Origin of the sequence: Streptomyces toxytricini, from assembly GCF_014649915.1 — a bacterium.
GTDB classification, from domain to species: domain Bacteria; phylum Actinomycetota; class Actinomycetes; order Streptomycetales; family Streptomycetaceae; genus Streptomyces; species Streptomyces toxytricini.
The window spans coordinates 48,845-70,995 of sequence record NZ_BMTY01000017.1; the positions used below are offsets into that span (position 1 = coordinate 48,845).

Sequence of the window (22,151 nt, forward strand, 5' to 3'; positions counted from 1 at the left end):
CGAGTGGGGAGGGCGCGTGGCAATGGAGGCCGGCCCTCGCGACACCGGGCGCGACGGGACCCGAGGCGAAGCGGACCCGACGCTCCTCGGCGAGCCCGCCGACGCCGACGGCCTCGGGCTGCCCGCGGACCCCCAGCGGCTCACCACCGACGGGCCCGACGCCTCGGAGGCGGCCGACGGCGAGGACGCCTCGGGGCCCGCGTACGAGGTCGAGCTCCGCCCGCAGCGCAAGCTCCGCATCTGGCAGATCGCCCCGATCGTGATGCTGGCGGCCGCCGGCTCCCTGATGTTCGCCTTCCCGCTGGCGTTCGAGTTCGGCGACGGCGGCGCCGTCGTCGCCATGCTCGGCTTCCTGATCAGCTCCTGCGCCGCCGGCTGGGGCATGATGGCCGCCCGCCGCGTCGGCTACACCTGGCCCGGGCTCCCGCCCCGCGGCAGCGGCCGCCGGCCCGACTGGCGCTTCGCCGCGCTGTACGCGCTCGTCGCGCTGGCCGTCGTCGCCCTCGCCGTCTACCGGGTGGCCCGGCTCCGGTAGCAGGCCCCGCCCGCCCCCGCCTGCGACCTGCGCGGAAACCGGGTCGGTACCATGGTCCCGTGACGCAGACCAGCCTCTCCTTCCTCAAGGGCCACGGCACCGAGAACGACTTCGTGATCGTCCCGGACCCGGACAACGCGGTCGACCTGACCCCGGCCGCCGTCGCGAGGCTCTGCGACCGCCGCGCCGGCATCGGCGCCGACGGCGTGCTCCACGTCGTCCGCTCCGCCGCCCACCCCGAGGCCGCGCACATGGCCGGCGAGGCCGAGTGGTTCATGGACTACCGCAACAGCGACGGCTCCGTCGCCGAGATGTGCGGCAACGGCGTCCGCGTCTTCGCCCGCTACCTCGAACACGCCGGCCACGCCGAGCCCGGCGACCTCGCCGTCGCCACCCGCGGCGGCGTCAAGCACGTCCACCTCGACAAGAGCGGCGACGTCACCGTCTCCATGGGAAGCGCCGCGCTCCCCGAGGAGCAGGTCACCGTCGTCGTCGGCGACCGCGCCTGGCCCGCCCGCAACGTCAACATGGGCAACCCGCACGCCGTCGCGTTCGTCGACAGCCTCGACCACGCCGGCAAGCTGCTGGAGGCACCCCGCTGCAGCCCCGCCGAGGTCTACCCGGACGGGGTGAACGTCGAGTTCGTCGTCGACCGCGGCCCCCGCCACGTCGCCATGCGCGTCCACGAGCGCGGCTCCGGCGAGACCCGCTCCTGCGGGACCGGCGCCTGCGCCGTCGCCGTGGCCGCCATCCGCCGCGACGGACTCGACCCCGCGGCCACCGGAGCACCCGCCACGTACACGGTCGACCTGCCCGGCGGTACCCTCTACATCACCGAACACCCCGACGGCCGGATCGACATGACCGGACCGGCCGTGATCGTGGCGGCGGGGGAGTTCGACCCCTCCTGGCTCAAGGAAACGGCCTTCGCCTGAAGGTTCCCTCTCACGGGTGATCCGTTTCACGCTCAGCGAGAGGCGGACTGCGCCACGTGGTGGGGTCGGTAGCATCAGACACCGGCCCCGAGGGCTCACCCCATGCCCGCCACAGCCGGTCGAAGCCGCCGGAGGTGCCCATGAGTGCAGAGGCCACGAACCCCGAAGCACGACCCGAAGCGCGCCCCGAACTCCGCAGACGGGGCCGGACCCGCATCGACCTGCGCCGACTCGGGCGGGCGGCCCTCCTCGGGCCCGCCCCCCGGGACCGGCTGCCCGACGCCATCGGCCACGTCGCCGAGGCGCACCGCGCCCACCACCCGGACGCCGACCTCTCCGTCCTGCACCGCGCGTACCTCCTCGCGGAGTCCTCCCACCGCGGCCAGATGCGCAAGAGCGGTGAGCCGTACATCACACACCCGCTCGCCGTCACCCTCATCCTCGCCGAACTCGGCGCGGAGACCACGACCTTGACGGCCTCCCTGCTCCACGACACCGTCGAGGACACCGAGGTGACCCTCGATCAGGTCCGCGCCGAGTTCGGCGAGGAGGTCGGCTTCATCGTCGACGGCGTCACCAAGGTCGAGAAGATCGACTACGGGGCCGCGGCCGAGCCGGAGACCTTCCGCAAGATGCTCGTCGCCACCGGCAACGACGTCCGCGTCATGTCCATCAAACTCGCCGACCGGCTCCACAACATGCGCACCCTCGGCGTGATGCGCCCCGAGAAACAGGCCCGCATCGCCAAGGTCACCCGCGACGTCCTCATCCCGCTCGCCGAACGGCTCGGCGTCCAGGCCCTCAAGACCGAGCTCGAAGACCTCGTCTTCGCGATCCTCCACCCCGAGGAGTACGAGCGCACCCGCGCCCTCATCGCCGCCCAGGCCGGCAGCGACCCGCTGCCCGGCATCGCCGACTCCGTGCGCTCCGTCCTGCGCGACGCCGGCATCGCCGCCGAAGTGCAGGTCCGTCCGCGGCACTTCGTCTCCGTCCACCGCGTCTCCCTCAAACGCGGCGAGCTACGCGGCTCCGACTTCGGCCGCATCCTCGTCCTCGTCGGCGAGAACGCCGACTGCTACGCCGTGCTGGGCGAGCTCCACACCTGCTTCACCCCGGTCGTCTCCGAGTTCAAGGACTTCATCGCCGCCCCCAAGTTCAACCTCTACCAGTCGCTGCACACCGCCGTCGCCACCCCCGACGGGTACGTCGCCGAGGTCATCGTCCGCACCCGCCAGATGCACCGCGTCGCCGAGGCCGGCGTCATCGCCCTCGGCAACCCGTACGCCACCGGCGACCACGCCGACGGCGACGAGGAGCGCGCCGACCCCACCCGGCCCGGCTGGCTCGCCCGCCTCCTCGACTGGCAGCGCTCCGCACCCGACCCCGACACCTTCTGGAGCGGATTGCGGGCCGAACTCGCGCAGGACCGGGAGATCACCGTCTTCCGCGCCGACGGCGGCACCCTCGGCCTCCCCGCCGGCGCCACCTGCATCGACGCCGCCTACGCGCAGTACGGCGAGGCCGCCCACGGCTGTATCGGCGCCCGGGTCAACGGGCGCCTCACCTCGCTGGGCTCGCGGCTCTCCGACGGCGACACCGTCCAGCTGCTGCTCTCCCACGACTCCTCCTCCGGCCCCGGCGCCGACTGGCTCGACCACGCCCGCACCACCGCCGCCCGGATCGCCATCACCGGCTGGCTCCGCCAGCACCCCGACGGGGCCACCCCCACCACCACCCCCGCCCGCGCCCCCCTGTCCGTCGTCGGGGCCCGCGGCGGAGGCGGCAACGCCGTCGCCGACCTGCCCGACGCCACCGTGCGCCTGGCCGGGTGCTGCACGCCGGTCCCGCCGGACGCCGTCGCCGGGTTCGTCGTCCGCGGCGGGGCCGTCACCGTCCACCGCGTCGGCTGCGAGGCCGTCGCCCGGATGCGCGCGCTCGGCCGCACCACCGTCGCCGTGCACTGGCGGGCCACCGCCGACTGCCGCGTCACCCTCGTCGCCGAATCGTTCGGCCGCCCCCACCTGCTGGCCGACCTGACCGAAGCGATCGCCCGCCAAGGCGTCGAAGTCGTCTCCGCCACCGTCGAACCGCCCGTCGAGCAGCGCGTGCGGCACACCTACACCCTCCTGCTGCCCGACGCCGCCGGGCTCCCGGCGCTCATGCGGGCCATGCGGAACGTGCCCGGCGTCTACGACGTCGGCCGCGCCTGACCGGCGGGCCGCCGCCGCGGACCGCGCCCCCCGGCCGCCGGGCCGGGGCGGGCCGTCAGCCGCACGGCGGCCCTTCCCGCGCCCGGAGATCCCGTTCGGGTGGAACCGTCGCGCGCCGTACCCGGCCGCGCGGCGGGCGCTGGTAAGCGGTGGGGGATGCAGCTCACCTCCCCGCGCCTGCGCGCCTCCCTGCTCGCCGCGGCCTCCCTCGGCCTGGTCGCCGCCGCGCTGCCCCCGCCGACGCCGCTGGGCATCGGAGACCCGCTGTTCCCGCACCTGGGCAACCCCGGCTACGACGTCCTCTCGTACGACCTCTCCCTCACCTACAAGGACAACAAGACCCCCCTCGACGCCGTCACCCGGATCGACGCCCGCGCCGTCACCGCCCTGGACCGCATCAACCTCGACTTCACCCACGGAACGGTCGCCTCCGTCGAGGTGAACGGGCAGCCCGCCGCCTTCGAGAGCGTCGGCGAGGACCTCGTCCTCACCCCTGCGAGCCCCGTCGCCCCCCACACCCCGCTCCGCATCGCCGTCCGCCACACCAGCGACCCGCGCGGCGCCGCCGACGGCGGCTGGGTCCCCACCGCGGACGGCCTCGCCATGGCCAACCAGGCCGACGCCGCCCACCGCGTCTTCCCCTGCAACGACCACCCCGCCGACAAGGCCTACTTCACCTTCCGTATCACCGCCCCCCAGGGGCTCACCGCCGTCGCCAACGGCGTCTCCGGCGCCCTGCCCGTCCGCAGCGCCGCCGGCCCCACCACCTGGACGTACCGGACCCTGCACCCCATGGCCACCGAGCTCGCCCAGGTCTCCATCGGCGACTCGGCCGTCCTGCACCGCACCGGCCCGCACGGCCTTCCCCTGCGCGACGTCGTCCCCGCCGCCGACCGGGCCCGCCTCGAACCCTGGCTGGAGAAGACCCACGGCCACATCGAGTGGATGGAGAAGCGCGTCGGCCGCTACCCCTTCGAGAACTACGGCGTGCTCATCGCCCAGGCGCAGACCGGCTTCGAGCTCGAAACGCAGACCCTCTCCCTCTTCGAGAGCGGCCTCTTCGCCGGCGACGGCTACCCCGAGTGGTACGTCGAGGCCGTCATGGTCCACGAGCTCGCCCACCAGTGGTTCGGCGACAGCGTCACCCCCCGCACCTGGTCCGACCTGTGGCTCAACGAAGGGCACGCCACCTGGTACGAGGCCCTCTACGCCGACCACCTCGGCAAGTACTCCCTGGAGCGGCGCATGCGCGAGGCGTACGAGCGCTCCGACCAGTGGCGGGCCTCCGGAGGCCCCCCGGCCGCACCCAAGCCCGCCGCCCCCGGCCAGAAGATCGGGCTGTTCCGGCCCGTCGTCTACGACGGCGCCGCGGTCGTCCTGTACGCCCTGCGCCAGGAGATCGGCACGGCCGCCTTCGACCGCATCCAGCGCCGCTGGGTCACCGAGCACCGCGACGGCGTCGCCGGCACCGCAGACTTCGTCCGCCTCGCCTCCCAGGAGGCCGGACGCGACATGGAGCCCTTCCTGAAGCCCTGGCTGTACGGCAAGACGACACCCCCGATGCCCGGACACCCGGAATGGGGCGGCGCGAAAAGCGTGTGACCCGGCAGGAAGGGGCATGTCACCATCGACGGGGCCGCACGGCGCCGGGAATCTCCCGGCGGCAGGCGACGTTGCACACGTCAGTAAGGTGTCGCACGTGCTTCCGGCGGCCGCGGCCGCCGGAAACGGCCCCGACCGCCCACCGCGGCCGGGCACCCGCCGAGGCGGGCCCCTTCCGACACCGCCCACACACCGACGTAAGGATCCAATGACCTCCTCTTCTTCCGCTTCCCAGGACGCGCGGGCCGCACAGGACGACGTGCGCGAACCGCAGAGCTTCACCGAGAGCCTCCGGGCCGACGCCCTGATGGAAGAGGACGTCGCCTGGAGCCACGAGATCGACGGAGACCGGGACGGCGACCAGTTCGACCGCTCCGAGCGCGCCGCGCTCCGGCGCGTCGCCGGCCTCTCCACCGAGCTCGAAGACGTCACCGAGGTCGAGTACCGACAGCTCCGCCTGGAGCGCGTCGTCCTCGTCGGCGTGTGGACGTCCGGCACCGTGCAGGACGCCGAGAACTCCCTCGCGGAGCTCGCCGCCCTCGCCGAGACCGCCGGCGCCCTCGTCCTCGACGGCGTGATCCAGCGCCGCGACAAGCCCGACCCGGCCACCTTCATCGGCTCCGGCAAGGCGCGCGAACTGCGCGACATCGTGCTGGAGAGCGGCGCCGACACCGTCGTCTGCGACGGCGAGCTCAGCCCCGGCCAGCTCATCGCCCTCGAAGACGTCGTCAAGGTCAAGGTGGTCGACCGGACCGCCCTAATCCTCGACATCTTCGCCCAGCACGCCAAGTCCCGAGAGGGCAAGGCGCAGGTCGCCCTCGCGCAGATGCAGTACATGCTTCCGCGCCTGCGCGGCTGGGGCCAGTCGCTGTCCCGGCAGATGGGCGGCGGCGGAGGCGGCGGCATGGCCACCCGCGGCCCCGGTGAGACCAAGATCGAGACGGACCGGCGCCGGATCCGCGAGAAGATGGCGAAGATGCGCCGGGAGATCGCGGAGATGAAGACCGGCCGCGACATCAAGCGCCAGGAGCGCCGCCGCAACAAGGTGCCCTCCGTCGCCATCGCCGGCTACACCAACGCCGGCAAGTCCTCGCTGCTCAACCGCCTCACCGGCGCGGGCGTCCTCGTCGAGAACGCCCTGTTCGCCACCCTCGACCCGACCGTGCGCCGGGCCGAGACGCCCAGCGGCCGGGTCTACACCCTGGCCGACACCGTCGGCTTCGTCCGGCACCTGCCCCACCACCTGGTCGAGGCGTTCCGCTCCACGATGGAGGAGGTCGGGGACGCCGACCTCATCCTGCACATCGTGGACGGCTCGCACCCCGCCCCGGACGAGCAGCTCGCCGCCGTCCGCGAGGTCATCCGGGAGGTCGGCGCGGCCGACGTGCCCGAGATCGTCGTGGTCAACAAGGCGGACGCCGCGGACCCGCTGGTCCTCCAGCGGCTCCTGCGGATCGAGCGGCACTCCATCGCCGTCTCCGCGCGCACCGGACAGGGCATCGAGGAGCTCCTGCGGCTCATCGACGCCGAACTGCCCCGGCCGTCCGTCGAGGTGGAGGCCCTCGTGCCGTACACCCACGGCTCGCTGGTCGCCCGGGCGCACGCCGAGGGCGAGGTGGTCTCCGAGGAGCACACCCCGGAGGGCACCCTGCTCAAGGTGCTCGTCCACCCGGAACTGGCCGCCGAACTGGCGCCGTTCGTTCCGGCCAAGCAGTAGCCGCGCCGCCCGGACCACCGCCGGGCGCGCGAAAGCCGAGGGCCCCCTGCCCGTGCAGGGGGCCCTCGGCCGTGTCCGGCTGCCGGACTACTTGAACTTCCTGCTCACCGCGTCGAAGATCCCCTTGGCCTCCGGGCCCAGCCGCGGACCCGCCAGCCAGCCCGCCTTCGCCGGGCCGATCGACGTGTTCGACACCAGCGCCGGCTTGCCGTCACTGCCCGCGGCGATCCAGCCGCCGCCCGACGAACCGCCCGTCATCGTGCAGCCGATGCGGTACATCACCGGATCGTTCGCCTTCAGCGTGAGCCGCCCCGGCTTGTCCGTGCACTGGTACGCCTTCTGCCCGTCGAACGGCGCCGACGCCGGGTAGCCCGTCGCCGTCATCCCGGACACCTTCGGCACCGCCGGCGCGTTGAACTCCACCGGGAGCGCCGCACCGACCGTCTCCTCCAGCGACTTGCCGGTGCTCTTCTCCGGCACCACGTGCAGCACCGCGAAGTCGTACGGGGCACCCGCACCGCCCGTCGGGCCGCCGGTGGCGATCCACTGGTCGGAGGTCTGCGCCCAGTCGCTCCACCACACGCCGTACGGGGCCACCTCCTGCCGCGGCGCGCCCTTGAGCTGCGCCGCCGACTTGCCCGCGTTGTTGTACGACGGGACGAAGGCGATGTTCCGGTACCAGCCGCCGGCCTTGCCGGCGTGCACGCAGTGCCCGGCCGTCCAGACCATGTTCGACTTGCCCGGGTGCGCGGGGTCCTTCACGACGGTCGCCGAGCACACCATGGAGCCCTCGGGGCCGTCGAAGAAGACCTTGCCCGACGCGGGGATCGCCGAGTGGTACGGCGTGGCCGCCGGCTTCGCCGGCACCGCCGCCGGAGCCGGGTCGGTGACGCCCTGGTCCTTGCCCGCGTCCGGGTCGACCGCCGGGGGCTGCGGCGTCTTCGCCGCCTCCCGCATCCGGTCCGGGTCCCACAGGCCCTCGATGACCGGGTTGATGTAGTCGCCCGCCTCGCGGAGCCAGTCGTCCTTGTTCCAGTTCTTCCACTCACCTCCCCGCCACTTCTCCAGGTCGATGCCGTGCTGCTTCAGCTTGTCCTTCAGCTGGTCCGGGATCTTGATCCCGTCGCCTCCGGGCGGAAGGCTCGCCGCCACGGTGGGCTTGGCGTCGCCGCCGGCCTCCCCGTCGCCCGGGCCGCAGGCGGCGGTCATCGCGAGTGCCGCCGCGCACAGGATCGCGGTGACCGGTCGGTTCGGTCGCATGTCGTGAGTCCCCCTGGTGTTTCCGGGCATGGGCTGCGGACGCCGTGAGGTGCGGCCGCGGATGCAGCACCCCACTATGCCGTCGCAGTCGGGGACGGCGAAGCCCGCCCCCTCGGTTCCCGTCCGGCCCCCTCCGTCGGCCCGCGCTTCCCGCCGCGCCGGCCCAAGGTTCTTGCGCCCGCCCCGTGTTCCGGCGCCGCCGCCGTCGTTGGTACGTACGGGAGAGCGGGGCGGGGGAGCGGCATCCGGGTCAGAAACGATCCGGCAGGGCGATTTCAGTGCGGGAGGTCCGACACTCGTGGCATTGACGGAGCAGGACACGGCCCCGGCCCAGGTACCGCCCCAAGGGGGCCGGGCGCCCGCAGCGGGCGGAGCGGCCGCGGCGGAGGGCATCCTGCGGCGGCAGGCTATGCGGGAGTCCGCGGCGCGCACGTACGCCCGCTCCCTGCCGATCGTGCCCGTGCGGGCCCGCGGCCTCACCATCGAGGGCGCGGACGGCCGCCGCTACCTCGACTGCCTGTCCGGCGCGGGCACCCTCGCGCTCGGTCACAACCACCCCGTGGTGCTTGAGGCCGTACGCGCCGTCCTCGACTCCGGGGCCCCGCTGCACGTCCTCGACCTCGCGACGCCGGTCAAGGACGCCTTCACCACCGAGCTGTTCGCGACCCTGCCCGGCGAACTGGCCGCCGACGCCCGGATCCAGTTCTGCGGGCCCGCCGGCACCGACGCGGTGGAGGCTGCGCTCACCCTGGTCCGCACCGCGACCGGACGCTCCGGGCTCCTCGCCTTCACCGGCGCCTACCACGGCATGACCGCCGGCTCCCTCGGCGCGTCGGGCGGCGCCCCGGACGTGCGGGTGACGCGGCTGCCGTACCCGCAGGACCACCGCTGCCCGTTCGGCGTGGGCGGCGCCGAGGGGGCGCGGCTCGGCGCCCGCTGGACCCGGAGCCTGCTCGACGACCCCAAAGGCGGGGTGCCGACGCCCGCCGGGATGCTCGTCGAGCCCGTGCAGGGCGAGGGAGGGGTCCTGCCCGCCCCGGACGCCTGGCTGCGCAGCATGCGCGAGATCACCGCGGCCCGGGACATCCCGCTCATCGCGGACGAGGTGCAGACGGGCGTCGGCCGGACCGGCGCCTTCTGGGGCGTCGACCACGCCGGGGTCGTCCCCGACGTGATGGTCATGTCGAAGGCCATCGGCGGCAGCCTGCCGCTGGCGGTGATCGTGTACCGGTCCGCGCTGGACGTGTGGGCGCCCGGAGCCCACGCCGGCACGTTCCGCGGCAACCAGCTCGCGATGGCGGCCGGCGCCGCGACCCTCGCCCACGTACGGGAGAACCGCCTCGCCGAACGCGCCGCGGAACTCGGCGCACGCATGCTCACCGCCCTGCGCGGGCTGGCCGCGCAGCAGCCGTGCGTCGCGGACGTACGGGGCCGCGGCCTGATGATCGGCGTCGAACTCGCCGACCCGGCGACCGGCGCCGCCGCGAGCGACCTCGCCGCCGCCGTCCGCCGGGAATGCCTCCGACGCGGCCTGATCGTGGAACTCGGCGGCCGCCACTCCAGCGTCGTACGCCTCCTGCCGCCGCTCACCATCACCGACGAACAGGCCTCGGCGGTCCTGGACCGCCTGGCAGACGCCCTCACCACCGCAACGCGCCACCACCCCCTCTGACCTGCCCCCGCGGCCCGACGAAACCGTGCCGCGGCCCGTATCCCACCCGGAACCACTCCCGCCAGGGGCGGCCACCCCACGAGGACCGCAGCCCCATCGTGGCGGACGCCCCCCGGAGCCCTCACCGGCCCGGGAGCGAACTCCCCAAGGCGCCGCCGCTCCCACCAGGGCGGAAGCTCCCAAGGCACCGCCGCTCCCACCGGGGCGGAAGCTCCGCAGGCACCGCCGCTCCTACCGGGGCGGAAGCCCCGAAGGCACCGCAGTCCCACCGGGGCGGGCGCCCCCGGACCCCGCACGGCCCCGGAGCGAAGCACCCCGAGGGACAGCAGCCCCACCGGGCGGGCGTCCCTCCCGGAGCCCCGGCCGTTCCAGGGGCGGACGCCCCGAGGGACCGCAGCCCCACCGGGCGGGCGCCCCCAAGGGACTGCCACCCCGCCCCACCGGGGCGGACGCCCCCGGAGCCCTCACCGGCCCGGGAGCGGACTCCCCAAGGCACCGCCGCCCCTACCAGGGCGGAAGCCCGAAGGCACCGCAGTCCACCGGGGCGGCGCCCCCGGACCCCGCACGGCCCCGGAGTGAACACCCCGGGGGAGTGCAGCCCCACCGGGGCACCGCAGTCCCACCGGGGCGGGCGTCCCTCCCGGAGCCCTCACCGCCCCGGGAGCGGGTACCCCAGGGGCCGCACTCACCAGAGGGCGGGCGCCCTGTGGGGAGCGGCGCCCGTCCGCCGGCACCGCCCCGACCGCCGCCGACGGGCCCGCGGAGCCGCAGTCCGCCCACCGCACGGCGGCGGCCCCCCGACCGAACCACCACAGCCACCCCTCCCACGAAAACGGAGACATCTCGGCGATGAGCAGGCCCCCCGTCACCCCCGAGCCCCGCCTCCCGCACACCGACCGGCACTCCGCCTGCCTGCCGCCGGCAGCCACCCCGGCCCTGCGGGCCGGCGGTGACCCGGCCGCGGACGGGCAGGCCGCGGCGTCGGGCCGGCCCGCCCCGGCTGCCTCGCCGGCCCGGCCGGCCGCAGCCGCCGCGCCGACACGGTCTGCGCCGGCCGCGCGGCCGGCGCAGGCGGCAGAGCCCCTCGGCGCGGCGGGCGGGCCGCAGGGCGAGGAGGCGGAGAGCCGGGTGCCGCGGCAGCAGAGCCGGGTGCCGCGGCAGCACGGCGGGCTCCGCGGGCACGGCGAGGCGGGCGGTGGAGAGCCCGAACCACTGCCCGAGTCGCCCGACCACCCCGACCCCGACCCCGACCCCGCCGCCGCGGCCGAAGCCGCGGCGGTGGAGAACCTCCTGCGGTGCTGGGTCCGGGAGCGGGGCATCGGCCGCCCCGACGGGCCCGTCGGGACGATGCTGCGCATCCCCCTTCCCGCATCCGGCACCGCGGTGACCGCCGACGTGCGCCACTGGTCTGCGGTCGGGTGCCACCGGTTCGGCTCCGCCCGGATCGAAGGCGCCCCTGACGGTGCCCCCGCCCTCGACGCGGTGTCCCTCGCCGCGCTGCTCGCCCGCGAGGCCGGGCACGGCGGACCCCGCGCCACCGATCTCGTCGCCCGAGTCGCGGACTCGGTCCGCCGCACCGCCGAGTTCATCGCCCACCGGCGCGAACACCCTCGGCCGCCCGCGCCCGTCGACGGTGATCCCTTCCTGACCGCCGAGCAGTCCCTGCTCCTCGGCCACCCCCTCCAGCCCGATCCGAAGAGCCGCGAGGGACTCTCCGACACCGAAGCCCGCCGCTTCTCACCCGAACTCCACGGCTCCTTCCCCCTGCACTGGTTCGCCGTCGCACCCGGCGCCCTCGCCACGGACTCAGCCTGGACCGAACGCGGCCGCCCCGTCTCCGCCGCCCGGCTCCTGGCCCGCCTCGCGCCCGGCCTCCCGGCGCCCGAGGGCACCACCCCCCTTCCCCTTCACCCCTGGCAGGCCCGCGACCTGCTGCACCGCCCCGCCGTCGCCGCCCTCCTCGACGACGGGCTCCTGTACGACCTCGGCCCGCACGGCGAGCCCTGGCACCCCACCTCCTCCGTCCGCACCGTGGCCCGCCCCCGCACTTCCGTGATGCTCAAGCTCTCCCTCGGCCTGCGCATCACCAACTCCCGCCGCGAGAACCTCCGCAAGGAGCTCCACCGCGGCGTCGAGGTGCACCGGCTGCTCCGGACCGGCCTCGCGGAGCAGTGGCAGGCCGCCCACCCCGGCTTCGACATCGTCCGGGACCCCGCCTGGGTCGCCGTCGACGCCCCGGACGGCAGCGCCGTCCCCGGACTCGACGCCGTCCTCCGCCACAACCCCTTCCTCCCCGGCGACGACGCCCTGTGCATCGCCGCCCTGACCTCGCCCCGCCCCCGGCCGGGCCGGACCGGCATGCGGTCACGGCTCGCCGACACCGTCCACCGGCTCGCCGCCACCACCGGGCGCCCCCCGTCCGCCGTGTCCGCCGAGTGGTTCCTGCGCTACCTCGACCACGTCGTCAGGCCCGTCCTCGCCTTCGACGCGCTCGCGGGCATCGCCCTCGAAGCCCACCAGCAGAACACCCTCGTCGTGCTCGACACCGACGGCTGGCCCGCCGGCGGCCGCTACCGCGACAACCAGGGCTACTACTTCCGTACCTCCCGGCGCGCCGAGCTGGAGCACCGGCTCCCCGGCATCGGCGCGGCCAGCGACACCTTCGTCTCCGACGCCGTCGCCGACGAACGCTTCGCCTACTACCTCGGCATCAACAACGTGCTCGGCCTCATCGGGGCCTTCGGCTCCGAGCAGCTCGCCGACGAGCGCGTCCTCCTCGCCGCCTTCCGCCGGTTCCTCGGCCGGGCCCGCGACCTCGGGCCGCTGCCCGCGCTGCTGCTCGACTCGCCCACCCTGCGCTGCAAGGCGAACCTGCTGACCCGCCTGGGCGGCCTCGACGAGCTCACCGGCCCCGTCGACGCGCAGTCCGTCTACGTCACCCTCCCCAACCCCCTCCACGATTGAGCGACCGATGCCCTCCACCGACACCCAGGCCCCGCCCTGCGTCCCCGCCCCCGCGCGCGCCGCCGGCCCCACCACCGCGCACCCCGCCCAGCTGCGGCTCAGGGCCGGCCTGCTGCCCCTGCTCGCAGAGGCCGACCTGCTCGACTCGCCCAGCAGCTGGGGCAGCACCCGCACCGCCGCCGGCGCCTTCCGCCTGGAACCCGTCCGCCTCGACCGCGACCTGGACCTGATCACCCGCTGGATGAACGACCCCGAGGTGGCCGCCTACTGGGACCTCGCCGGGCCCCCCACGCTCACGGCCGCACACCTGCGGGCCCAGATCGACGGCGACGGAGGCAGCATCCCCTGCCTCGGCCTCCTCGACGGCACCCCCGTCAGCTACTGGGAGGTCTACCGGGCCGACCTCGACCCGCTCGCCCGCCACTACCCGGCACGCCCCCACGACACCGGTATCCACCTGCTGATCGGGGACGGCAGGAACCGCGGCCGCGGCCTCGGGACCGCGCTTCTGCGCGCCGTCGCCAACCTCGTGCTCGACAACCGCCCGCGCTGCACCCGCGTCATCGCCGAACCGGACATCCGCAACACCCCCTCCCTCTCCGCCTTCCTCGGCTCCGGCTTCCGCTGGACCGGGAACATCGACCTGCCCGGCAAGAGCGCGGCCCTGATGGTCCGCGAGCGGGCGCTCCGCAGCCTCATCTGAGCCCGGCTCCCGCAGCGCGCCCCCGCCCTGCCGGGCCGCCTGCCGTCCTTCCCCCCGAAAACGGCCGGCGCGTGCCGCGGGGTTCCCGCCTCCCCGTCGCCCTTTCCGGTGATCGGCCATCCCGGTGATGGCCGTCACCGTCGGTGGCGCCCCGTAGGCTGGGGGGTGCTATGACGAAGCCCTCCCTCCCCGACCTGCTGCACGCCGCCGTCTCCGCCGTCGGCGGCACGGAGCGGCCCGGCCAGGTCGCCATGGCCGAAGCGGTCGCCGAAGCGATCGACGACAGCACGCACCGGCTGATCCAGGCCGGCACCGGCACCGGCAAGTCCCTCGGCTACCTGGTCCCCGCCCTCGCGCACGGCGAGCGCGTCGTCGTGGCCACGGCGACCCTCGCCCTGCAGCGGCAGCTCGTCGAGCGCGACCTGCCCCGGACGGTCGAGGCACTGCACCCGCAGCTGCGCCGCCGGCCGCAGTTCGCCATGCTCAAGGGCCGGTCGAACTACCTGTGCCTGCACCGGCTGCACGAGGGGGCCCCGCAGGACGAGGAGGAGGGCCTCTTCGACCAGTTCGAGGCCGCCGCCCCCACCAGCAAGCTCGGGCAGGACCTGCTGCGGCTGCGCGACTGGGCCGACGAGACGGACACCGGCGACCGGGACGACCTCACGCCCGGCGTCTCCGACCGCGCCTGGAGCCAGGTCTCCGTCTCCTCCCGCGAATGCCTCGGCGCGACGAAGTGCCCGTACGGCGCCGAATGCTTCGCGGAGGCGGCCCGCGAGCGGGCCAAGCTGGCCGACGTGGTCGTCACCAACCACGCCCTGCTCGCCATCGACGCCATCGAGGGCGCGCCCGTCCTCCCGCAGCACGAGGTGCTGATCGTGGACGAGGCCCACGAGCTGGTGTCCCGCGTGACCGGCGTCGCCACCGGCGAGCTCACCCCCGGGCAGGTCAACCGGGCGGTGAAGCGGGCCGCGAAGCTGGTCGACGAGAAGACGGCCGACTCCCTCCAGACCGCCTCCGAGTCCTTCGAGCGCGTGATGGAGCTGGCGCTCCCCGGCCGGCTGGAGGAGGTCCCCGAGGAGCTCGGGTACGCGCTGGCGGCGCTCCGCGACGCCGCACGCGACGTGATCTCCGCGATCGGGTCCACCAGGGACAAGTCCGTCGCCGACGAGGACGCCGTCCGCAAGCAGGCCCTGGCCTCCGTGGAGAACGTGCACGCGGTGGCCGAGCGGATCATCGCAGGCTCCGAGTACGACGTCGTCTGGTACGAGCGCCACGACCGGTTCGGGGCGACGCTGCGGGTCGCCCCGCTGTCGGTGTCCGGGCTGCTGCGGGAGAAGCTGTTCGAGGACCGCTCGGTCGTCCTCACCTCGGCAACCCTCAAGCTCGGAGGCGACTTCAACGGGGTCGCGGCCTCGCTCGGCCTGTCCCCGGAAGGCGTCGAGGCGGACGACGCGCCGGTCTGGCGGGGCCTGGACGTCGGCTCCCCGTTCGACTACCCGAAGCAGGGCATCCTCTACGTCGCCAAGCACCTGGCGACGCCCGGCCGCGAGGGCACCCGCGGCGACATGATGGACGAGCTCGCCGAGCTGATCGAGGCGGCCGGCGGCCGCACCCTCGGCCTGTTCTCCTCCATGCGCGGCGCCAAGGCGGCCGCCGAGGAGCTGCGCGGCCGGCTCGACCACCCGATCCTGCTCCAGGGGGAGGAGACCCTCGGCGAGCTGATCAAGAACTTCGCCGCGGATCCGCGGACCTGCCTGTTCGGGACGCTGTCCCTGTGGCAGGGCGTGGACGTCCCGGGTCCCAGCTGCCAGCTCGTGATCATGGACCGCATCCCCTTCCCCCGGCCCGACGACCCGCTGATGAGCGCCCGCCAGAAGTCGGTCGAGGAACACGGCGGCAACGGCTTCATGGCCGTCGCCGCGACGCACGCGGCGCTGCTGATGGCCCAGGGGGCGGGCCGCCTCGTCCGCGCCGCGGGCGACCGCGGCGTCGTCGCGGTCCTGGACCCGCGGCTCGCGACGGCCCGGTACGGCAGCTTCCTGAAGGCGACGCTGCCGAACTTCTGGTACACCACGGACCGCAACCAGGTCCGCCGCTCCCTCGCCGCGATCGACACGGCGGCCAAGGCCGACGGCAAGTAGCCCGGGTTCCGGGCCCGGGCATGGAACAGCTCCGGGACCGGCGCAGTGGGTCCCGGAGCTGGCTGGCGGTCGCCGGGTTCAGACCCGGCGCAGGACGGCGACGACCTTGCCGAGGATGGTGGCCTCGTCACCGGGGATCGGCTGGTACGCCGCGTTGTGGGGGAGCAGCCAGACGTGGCCGTCCTCGCGCTTGAAGCGCTTGACGGTGGCCTCGCCGTCGAGCATGGCGGCGACGATGTCGCCGTTCTCGGCGACGGGCTGGCGGCGGACCGTGACCCAGTCGCCGTCGCAGATCGCGGCCTCGATCATGGAGTCGCCGACGACCTTGAGGACGAAGAGCTCACCGTCGCCGACGAGCTGCCGGGGGAGCGGGAAGACGTCCTCCACGGACTCCTCGGCGAGGATCGGGCCGCCGGCCGCGATCCGGCCGACCAGGGGAACGTACGAGGCGGCGGGCTTGCCGGTGGTGTCCGTGGGCTGGGAGCTGGGCTGGTCCGAGCCGCGCACCTCGTACGCCCGGGGCCGGTGCGGGTCGCGGCGGAGGAAGCCCTTGCGCTCCAGGGCCATGAGCTGGTGGGCGACGGACGAGGTGCTGGACAGGCCGACCGCCTGGCCGATCTCCCGCATGGACGGCGGGTAGCCCCGGCGCTGTACGGAGTCCCGGATGACCTCGATGACCCGCCGCTGCCGGTCGGTGAGCCCGGAGCTGTCGGCGCGGATGCCTGGGGGGCGTCCTGGAAGGGAGCGAGCGGGGCGGATGGCGTCCGCCTCCTGGGTCAGGCTTGCGGTTGCGTCGTTCATGGCATGCACCGGCTCGAGTCGGCTTTGGGAGCGGTTCTGGGCAGTGATGGCGGCACTGTCTGCGGTGGTGGTCACGTCGGCGGCCCCTCTCGAAATGTTCTCCCTAGCTGGACAACGGTAATTGCTTTCGAAAGGTTGCGCCAAACACACGTTCGAGTGAAAAATCGCAGATCGCCCTGCGTGATCACCGTGGCAGGTGTATTGGGTTGTGTAATTCCGAACGGAGGTTCGGACGGTTCTCCGGTGCCTACGCTACCCTTCCCGGTCGGGTCGCGGCCCTCCGGTCCGGCCCCAGTGTGGCACCGCGCGCGGCCCCGTCCCGCACCGCGCTCCGCGACACGCGGTAGCGGACCCAATCCGCGGCGCCACAAGATCTAGTGGTTGTATGGGCGGCGCAACCCATACCTAGTGGTGCGGGGGAGCGCAGGGGTCTCACAGGCCCCATGGATCGCATATGCTTGGGCCTGCTCCACGGACCCCGGCAGAGTGACTCCGCCGCACAGGGCCCGGAGGGGTGATTCAGTCGTGCCTAGAGGAGGGTGAGGGACCATGCACTGCCCCTTCTGCAGGCACCCCGACAGCCGCGTCGTCGACAGCCGCACCACGGACGACGGCACGTCGATCCGCAGACGCCGCCAGTGCCCGGACTGCTCCCGTCGCTTCACGACGGTCGAGACGGCCTCGCTCATGGTGATCAAGCGCAGCGGTGTCACCGAGCCCTTCAGCCGCACCAAGGTCATCTCCGGCGTCCGCAAGGCGTGCCAGGGCCGGCCCGTCACCGAGGACGCCCTGGCCAAGCTCGGCCAGCGGGTCGAGGAGGCGGTGCGCGCCACCGGGAGCGCCGAGCTGACCACCCACGACGTGGGTCTGGCCATACTCGGTCCGCTCCAGGAGCTCGACCTCGTCGCGTACCTGCGCTTCGCGTCCGTGTACAAGGCGTTCGACACCCTTGAAGACTTCGAGGCCGCCATCGCGGAACTGCGCGAGCGGCGGCCCCGCCCCGAGGAGTGCGGGCCCGCCGGGACCCCCCAGGTCCCCGTGCCCGCCTCCGCCTCCGACTGACCGGACGGCCGCGCGCTCCGGCGCGGCCCGCCCGCTCGGCCCGGAGGCCGCCCGGCCCTGCCGGGAGAAGGAACGTAAAAAGACACAGCACTGTGCCTCGGAATAGCGCTGGCACTTTAGGGCGTTTTTGCCCGTATATGGGAGGCAGGCGGCATGACAGAGACGGCGAGCAGCTCGGCACGCGGTTCCCGCGCCAAGGGGACCAAGGGCGCCAAGGGCGGCCTGCGGATCGAGCGCATCCACACCACCCCGGGCGTGCACCCGTACGACGAGGTGAGCTGGGAGCTCCGTGACGTCGTCATGACGAACTGGCGCGACGGCTCGGTCAACTTCGAGCAGCGCGGCGTCGAGTTCCCCGACTTCTGGTCGGTGAACGCGGTCAACATCGTCACCAGCAAGTACTTCCGCGGCGCCGTCGGCACGCCGCAGCGCGAGACCGGTCTGAAGCAGCTCATCGACCGCATCGTGAAGACGTACACGAAGGCCGGTGAGGACTACGGCTACTTCGCGTCCCCCGCCGACGCGGAGATCTTCGAGCACGAGCTGACCTACGCCCTCCTGCACCAGATCTTCAGCTTCAACTCCCCGGTGTGGTTCAACGTCGGCACGCCGCAGCCGCAGCAGGTCTCCGCCTGCTTCATCCTGTCCGTCGACGACTCCATGGAGTCGATCCTCGACTGGTACAAGGAAGAGGGCATGATCTTCAAGGGCGGCTCCGGCGCCGGCCTGAACCTCTCCCGCATCCGCTCCTCCAAGGAACTGCTCTCCTCCGGCGGCAACGCCTCCGGCCCCGTCTCCTTCATGCGCGGCGCCGACGCGTCCGCCGGAACCATCAAGTCGGGCGGCGCCACCCGCCGCGCCGCCAAGATGGTCGTCCTCGACGTGGACCACCCGGACGTCGAGGACTTCATCGAGACCAAGGTGAAGGAAGAGGAGAAGATCCGCGCCCTGCGCGACGCGGGCTTCGACATGGACCTGGGCGGCGACGACATCACGTCCGTCCAGTACCAGAACGCCAACAACTCCGTCCGCGTGAACGACGAGTTCATGACGGCCGTCGAGAACGGCACCTCCTTCGGCCTGCGCGCCCGCATGACCGGCGAGGTCATCGAGCAGGTCGACGCCAAGGCGCTCTTCCGCAAGATGGCGGAGGCCGCCTGGGCGTGCGCCGACCCCGGCATCCAGTACGACGGCGTCATCAACCACTGGCACACCTGCCCCGAGTCCGGCCGCATCACCGCGTCGAACCCGTGCAGCGAGTACATGCACCTGGACAACACGTCCTGCAACCTCGCCTCCCTGAACCTGATGAAGTTCCTCGACGACGACGGCAAGGGCGACCAGTCCTTCGACGCCGAGCGCTTCGCCAAGGTCGTCGAGCTCGTCATCACCGCCATGGACATCTCCATCTGCTTCGCGGACTTCCCGACGCAGAAGATCGGCGAGAACACCCGCGCCTACCGCCAGCTCGGCATCGGCTACGCCAACCTCGGCGCCCTGCTGATGGCGACCGGCCACGCCTACGACTCCGACGGCGGCCGCACCCTCGCCGCGTCCATCACCTCCCTGATGACCGGTACGGCCTACCGGCGCTCCGCCGAGCTCGCCGCCATCGTCGGCCCGTACGACGGCTACGCCCGCAACGCCACGGCCCACAAGCGCGTCATGAAGCAGCACGCCGACGCCAACGCCGCCGCGCCGCGCACCGACGACCTCGACAACGCCATCTGGGCGGCGGCCACCGAGGCCTGGCAGGACGTCCTGCGCCTCGGCGAGAAGAACGGCTTCCGCAACTCGCAGGCCTCCGTCCTGGCCCCCACCGGCACCATCGGCCTCGCCATGTCCTGCGACACCACCGGTGTCGAGCCGGACCTGGCGCTGGTGAAGTTCAAGAAGCTCGTCGGCGGCGGCTCGATGCAGATCGTCAACGGCACCGTCCCGCAGGCCCTGCGCCGCCTGGGCTACCAGGAGGAGCAGATCGAGGCGATCGTCGCCCACATCGCCGAGCACGGCAACGTGATCGACGCCCCCGGCCTGAAGACCGAGCACTACGAGGTCTTCGACTGCGCCATGGGCGAGCGCTCCATCTCGCCGATGGGCCACGTCCGCATGATGGCCGCGATCCAGCCCTGGATCTCCGGCGCGATCTCGAAGACGGTCAACATGCCGGAGTCGGCGACCGTCGAGGAGATCGAGGAGATCTACTTCGAGGCGTGGAAGCTGGGCGTCAAGGCGCTCGCGATCTACCGCGACAACTGCAAGGTCGGCCAGCCGCTCTCCGCCAAGAAGAAGGAGGAGGAGAAGGCCGAGGTCACCGAGAAGACCGAGGAGACGATCCGCGCGGCCGTCGAGAAGGTCATCGAGTACCGGCCCGTCCGCAAGCGCCTCCCCAAGGGCCGCCCGGGGATCACCACCTCCTTCACCGTCGGCGGCGCCGAGGGCTACATGACGGCCAACTCCTACCCGGACGACGGCCTCGGCGAGGTCTTCCTGAAGATGTCGAAGCAGGGCTCGACCCTCGCCGGCATGATGGACGCCTTCTCGATCGCCGTGTCGGTCGGCCTCCAGTACGGCGTGCCGCTGGAGACCTACGTCTCGAAGTTCACGAACATGCGCTTCGAGCCCGCCGGCATGACGGACGACGCGGACGTGCGGATGGCGCAGTCGATCGTCGACTACATCTTCCGCCGCCTCGCCCTGGACTTCCTGCCGTTCGAGACCCGCTCGGCGCTCGGCATCCACACCGCCGAGGAGCGCCAGCGCCACCTGGAGACCGGCTCCTACGAGCCGCTCGACGAGGAGATCGACACGGAGTCCCTGGCCCAGTCCGCCCCGCTCGCGGCGGTCACCGCGGCCCCGCAGGCCCAGCCCGCGGCGGTCCCGGCCCCGAAGACGGCCCACTCCAGCGCCGAACTCGTCGAGATGCAGCTCGGCGTCTCCGCCGACGCCCCGCTCTGCTTCTCCTGCGGGACGAAGATGCAGCGCGCAGGCTCCTGCTACATCTGCGAGGGCTGCGGCTCCACCAGCGGCTGCAGCTGATGCCGTGAGAAGGGGGCCGACCGGTGGCGGTCGGCCCCCTTCGCCGTGCCCCGGGCCGGTCGCCCGTTCGGGATTCGGGCGCGGGTGCGGGTGGGGGAGGGGCGGTACGGGCCAACTTCCGCGGGGACTGACCGCGGAGCGCCCGGGCCCGTACGATGACGCCGTGCTGGTCAAGTGGATTCGCTGCACGGTGACGGACCGACGCGGGTTCGAGCGCGGGCAGCGCAAATGGGCGGGGCTGCCGGGGGAGCCGGGATTCCGGGGACAGGGCGGCGGATGGAGCCGGGGGCGGCAGGGGGTCGCGCATGTCTTCGCGTTCTGGGAGAGCCGTTCCTTCTACGACTCCTTCATGGCCCGCTCGCACGACCGGCTGGCCGCCGCCCAGGCCGGGACGTACACCGACGCCCGGGTGAGCCTCTTCGACCACCGCTTCGACGTGAAGACCGGCTTCGAGCCCCGCTTCACCGACGCCGACGTCGTCCGCGTCGCCCACACCCGGGTGCGTGAGGGGCGCGTCGACCACTTCGCGCTGATGCAGGAGAAGGTGTGGAACCCGGCCATGGCCGGGTCGCCGGGGATGGTCCGCGGCCTGTTCGGCGAGGCGCCGGGCCGCGAGTTCCTCGTGCTGTCGATGTGGCACGCCGCCGCGGAACACGGCAAGTACCGGCAGGAGCGGGTCGAGCGGCTCTCGCTGCGCGCGCAGACCGAGGCCGACGTCGAGGCCCTCACCGGCGACGTCGTCGACCTCGAGGCGTCCTGGACGGTGTGACCGTACGAAGATCGGAGGGTCGTACCGGCGTGCCCGGGTGTCGGGGGCGCCGTACGCCGCATAGGGTCGTGGGATGGCACGACCACGGCGCATCGTCCTCCTCCGGCACGGGGAGTCCGAGGGCAACGTCGACGACACCGTGTACGAGCGGGAGCCCGACCACGCCCTGCGGATGACCGGGCTCGGCCACGAGCAGGCCGAGGCGGCGGGCGTGCGGCTGCGGGAGCTCTTCGGCGAGGAGCGGGTGAGCGCGTACGTCTCCCCGTACCGCAGGACGCTGCAGACCTTCCGCGGCCTGGGGCTGGACCCGGCGCGGGTACGGGTCCGCGAAGAGCCGCGGCTGCGGGAGCAGGACTGGGGGAACTGGCAGGACCGGGAGGACGTCCGCCTGCAGAAGGCCTACCGGGACGCCTACGGCCACTTCTTCTACCGGTTCGCGCAGGGGGAGTCCGGGGCCGACGTCTACGACCGGGTCGGCTCCTTCCTGGAGAGCCTCTACCGCAGCTTCGAGGCCCCCGACCACCCGCCGAACGTCCTGCTCGTCACGCACGGGCTGACCATGCGGCTGTTCTGCATGCGGTGGTTCCACTGGTCGGTGGCCGAATTCGAATGCCTCTCCAATCCCGGGAACGGCGACCACCGGATCCTCGGCCTCGGTCCCGACGGCCGGTACCGCCTGGACCGCCCGTTCGAGCGGTGGACCACACCCGAGCCTTACGACCTGGACGGCTAAAGTGACGC

The 22,151-nt window shown here is 73.4% G+C and carries 15 protein-coding genes; 13 read left to right on the top strand and 2 right to left on the bottom strand.

Annotated elements, in window-relative coordinates; all coding sequences use genetic code 11:
* Nucleotides 1–22: 22 nt before the first annotated feature.
* From IE170_RS21605 to hflX, 5 genes are all read left to right on the top strand, one after another.
* Nucleotides 23–535: a hypothetical protein gene (locus IE170_RS21605; protein WP_189811092.1), complete on the top strand. Its 513-nt coding sequence runs from the start codon at nt 23–25 to the stop codon at nt 533–535.
* Between the two features lie 59 nt (nt 536–594).
* On the top strand, nt 595–1,470 hold the full coding sequence (dapF, locus tag IE170_RS21610) for a diaminopimelate epimerase (protein WP_189811093.1): 876 nt from the start codon (nt 595–597) through the stop codon (nt 1,468–1,470).
* A gap of 140 nt (nt 1,471–1,610) precedes the next feature.
* Complete coding sequence (locus IE170_RS21615; RefSeq protein WP_189811094.1) at nt 1,611–3,680, top strand: RelA/SpoT family protein; 2,070 nt, start codon at nt 1,611–1,613, stop codon at nt 3,678–3,680.
* Nucleotides 3,681–3,836: 156 nt separating this feature from the next.
* Nucleotides 3,837–5,282, top strand: coding sequence for a M1 family metallopeptidase (locus IE170_RS21620; RefSeq protein ID WP_189811095.1), 1,446 nt, complete (start codon nt 3,837–3,839; stop codon nt 5,280–5,282).
* A 208-nt stretch (nt 5,283–5,490) separates the two neighbouring features.
* The gene (hflX, locus tag IE170_RS21625; protein WP_114054498.1) at nt 5,491–6,999 is read left to right on the top strand and encodes a GTPase HflX; all 1,509 of its coding nucleotides are present in this window, start codon (nt 5,491–5,493) and stop codon (nt 6,997–6,999) included.
* Nucleotides 7,000–7,086: 87 nt separating this feature from the next.
* Here hflX and IE170_RS21630 read toward each other — a convergent pair whose 3' ends face one another.
* Nucleotides 7,087–8,259: a trypsin-like serine peptidase gene (locus IE170_RS21630; protein ID WP_189811096.1), complete on the bottom strand. Its 1,173-nt coding sequence runs from the start codon at nt 8,257–8,259 to the stop codon at nt 7,087–7,089.
* A gap of 298 nt (nt 8,260–8,557) precedes the next feature.
* Here IE170_RS21630 and IE170_RS21635 point away from each other — a divergent pair, with 298 nt between their 5' ends.
* From IE170_RS21635 to IE170_RS21650, 4 genes are all read left to right on the top strand, one after another.
* A complete protein-coding gene (locus tag IE170_RS21635; protein WP_373299033.1) occupies nt 8,558–9,931 on the top strand; it encodes a diaminobutyrate--2-oxoglutarate transaminase family protein in 1,374 nt (457 codons plus the stop codon).
* An 849-nt stretch (nt 9,932–10,780) separates the two neighbouring features.
* Complete coding sequence (locus IE170_RS21640) at nt 10,781–12,895, top strand: IucA/IucC family protein (protein WP_189811097.1); 2,115 nt, start codon at nt 10,781–10,783, stop codon at nt 12,893–12,895.
* A 7-nt stretch (nt 12,896–12,902) separates the two neighbouring features.
* Nucleotides 12,903–13,598: a GNAT family N-acetyltransferase gene (locus tag IE170_RS21645; RefSeq protein ID WP_189811098.1), complete on the top strand. Its 696-nt coding sequence runs from the start codon at nt 12,903–12,905 to the stop codon at nt 13,596–13,598.
* A 170-nt stretch (nt 13,599–13,768) separates the two neighbouring features.
* Nucleotides 13,769–15,739 (top strand): ATP-dependent DNA helicase, encoded by a 1,971-nt coding sequence (locus tag IE170_RS21650; RefSeq protein WP_189811099.1) that lies wholly within the window; start codon nt 13,769–13,771, stop codon nt 15,737–15,739.
* A gap of 78 nt (nt 15,740–15,817) precedes the next feature.
* Here the strand turns inward: IE170_RS21650 and lexA are convergent, their stop codons facing one another.
* On the bottom strand, nt 15,818–16,615 hold the full coding sequence (lexA, locus tag IE170_RS21655) for a transcriptional repressor LexA (RefSeq protein ID WP_189811100.1): 798 nt from the start codon (nt 16,613–16,615) through the stop codon (nt 15,818–15,820).
* A 474-nt stretch (nt 16,616–17,089) separates the two neighbouring features.
* Here lexA and nrdR point away from each other — a divergent pair, with 474 nt between their 5' ends.
* The 4 genes from nrdR (at nt 17,090) to IE170_RS21675 (ending at nt 22,143) form a co-directional block, all read left to right on the top strand.
* Complete coding sequence (nrdR, locus tag IE170_RS21660; protein WP_114054505.1) at nt 17,090–17,602, top strand: transcriptional regulator NrdR; 513 nt, start codon at nt 17,090–17,092, stop codon at nt 17,600–17,602.
* Between the two features lie 153 nt (nt 17,603–17,755).
* Nucleotides 17,756–20,641 (top strand): vitamin B12-dependent ribonucleotide reductase, encoded by a 2,886-nt coding sequence (locus IE170_RS21665; RefSeq protein WP_189811101.1) that lies wholly within the window; start codon nt 17,756–17,758, stop codon nt 20,639–20,641.
* A 163-nt stretch (nt 20,642–20,804) separates the two neighbouring features.
* The gene (locus IE170_RS21670; RefSeq protein ID WP_189811102.1) at nt 20,805–21,410 is read left to right on the top strand and encodes a YdbC family protein; all 606 of its coding nucleotides are present in this window, start codon (nt 20,805–20,807) and stop codon (nt 21,408–21,410) included.
* A 73-nt stretch (nt 21,411–21,483) separates the two neighbouring features.
* The gene (locus IE170_RS21675) at nt 21,484–22,143 is read left to right on the top strand and encodes a histidine phosphatase family protein (RefSeq protein WP_189811103.1); all 660 of its coding nucleotides are present in this window, start codon (nt 21,484–21,486) and stop codon (nt 22,141–22,143) included.
* Nucleotides 22,144–22,151 lie beyond the last annotated feature (8 nt).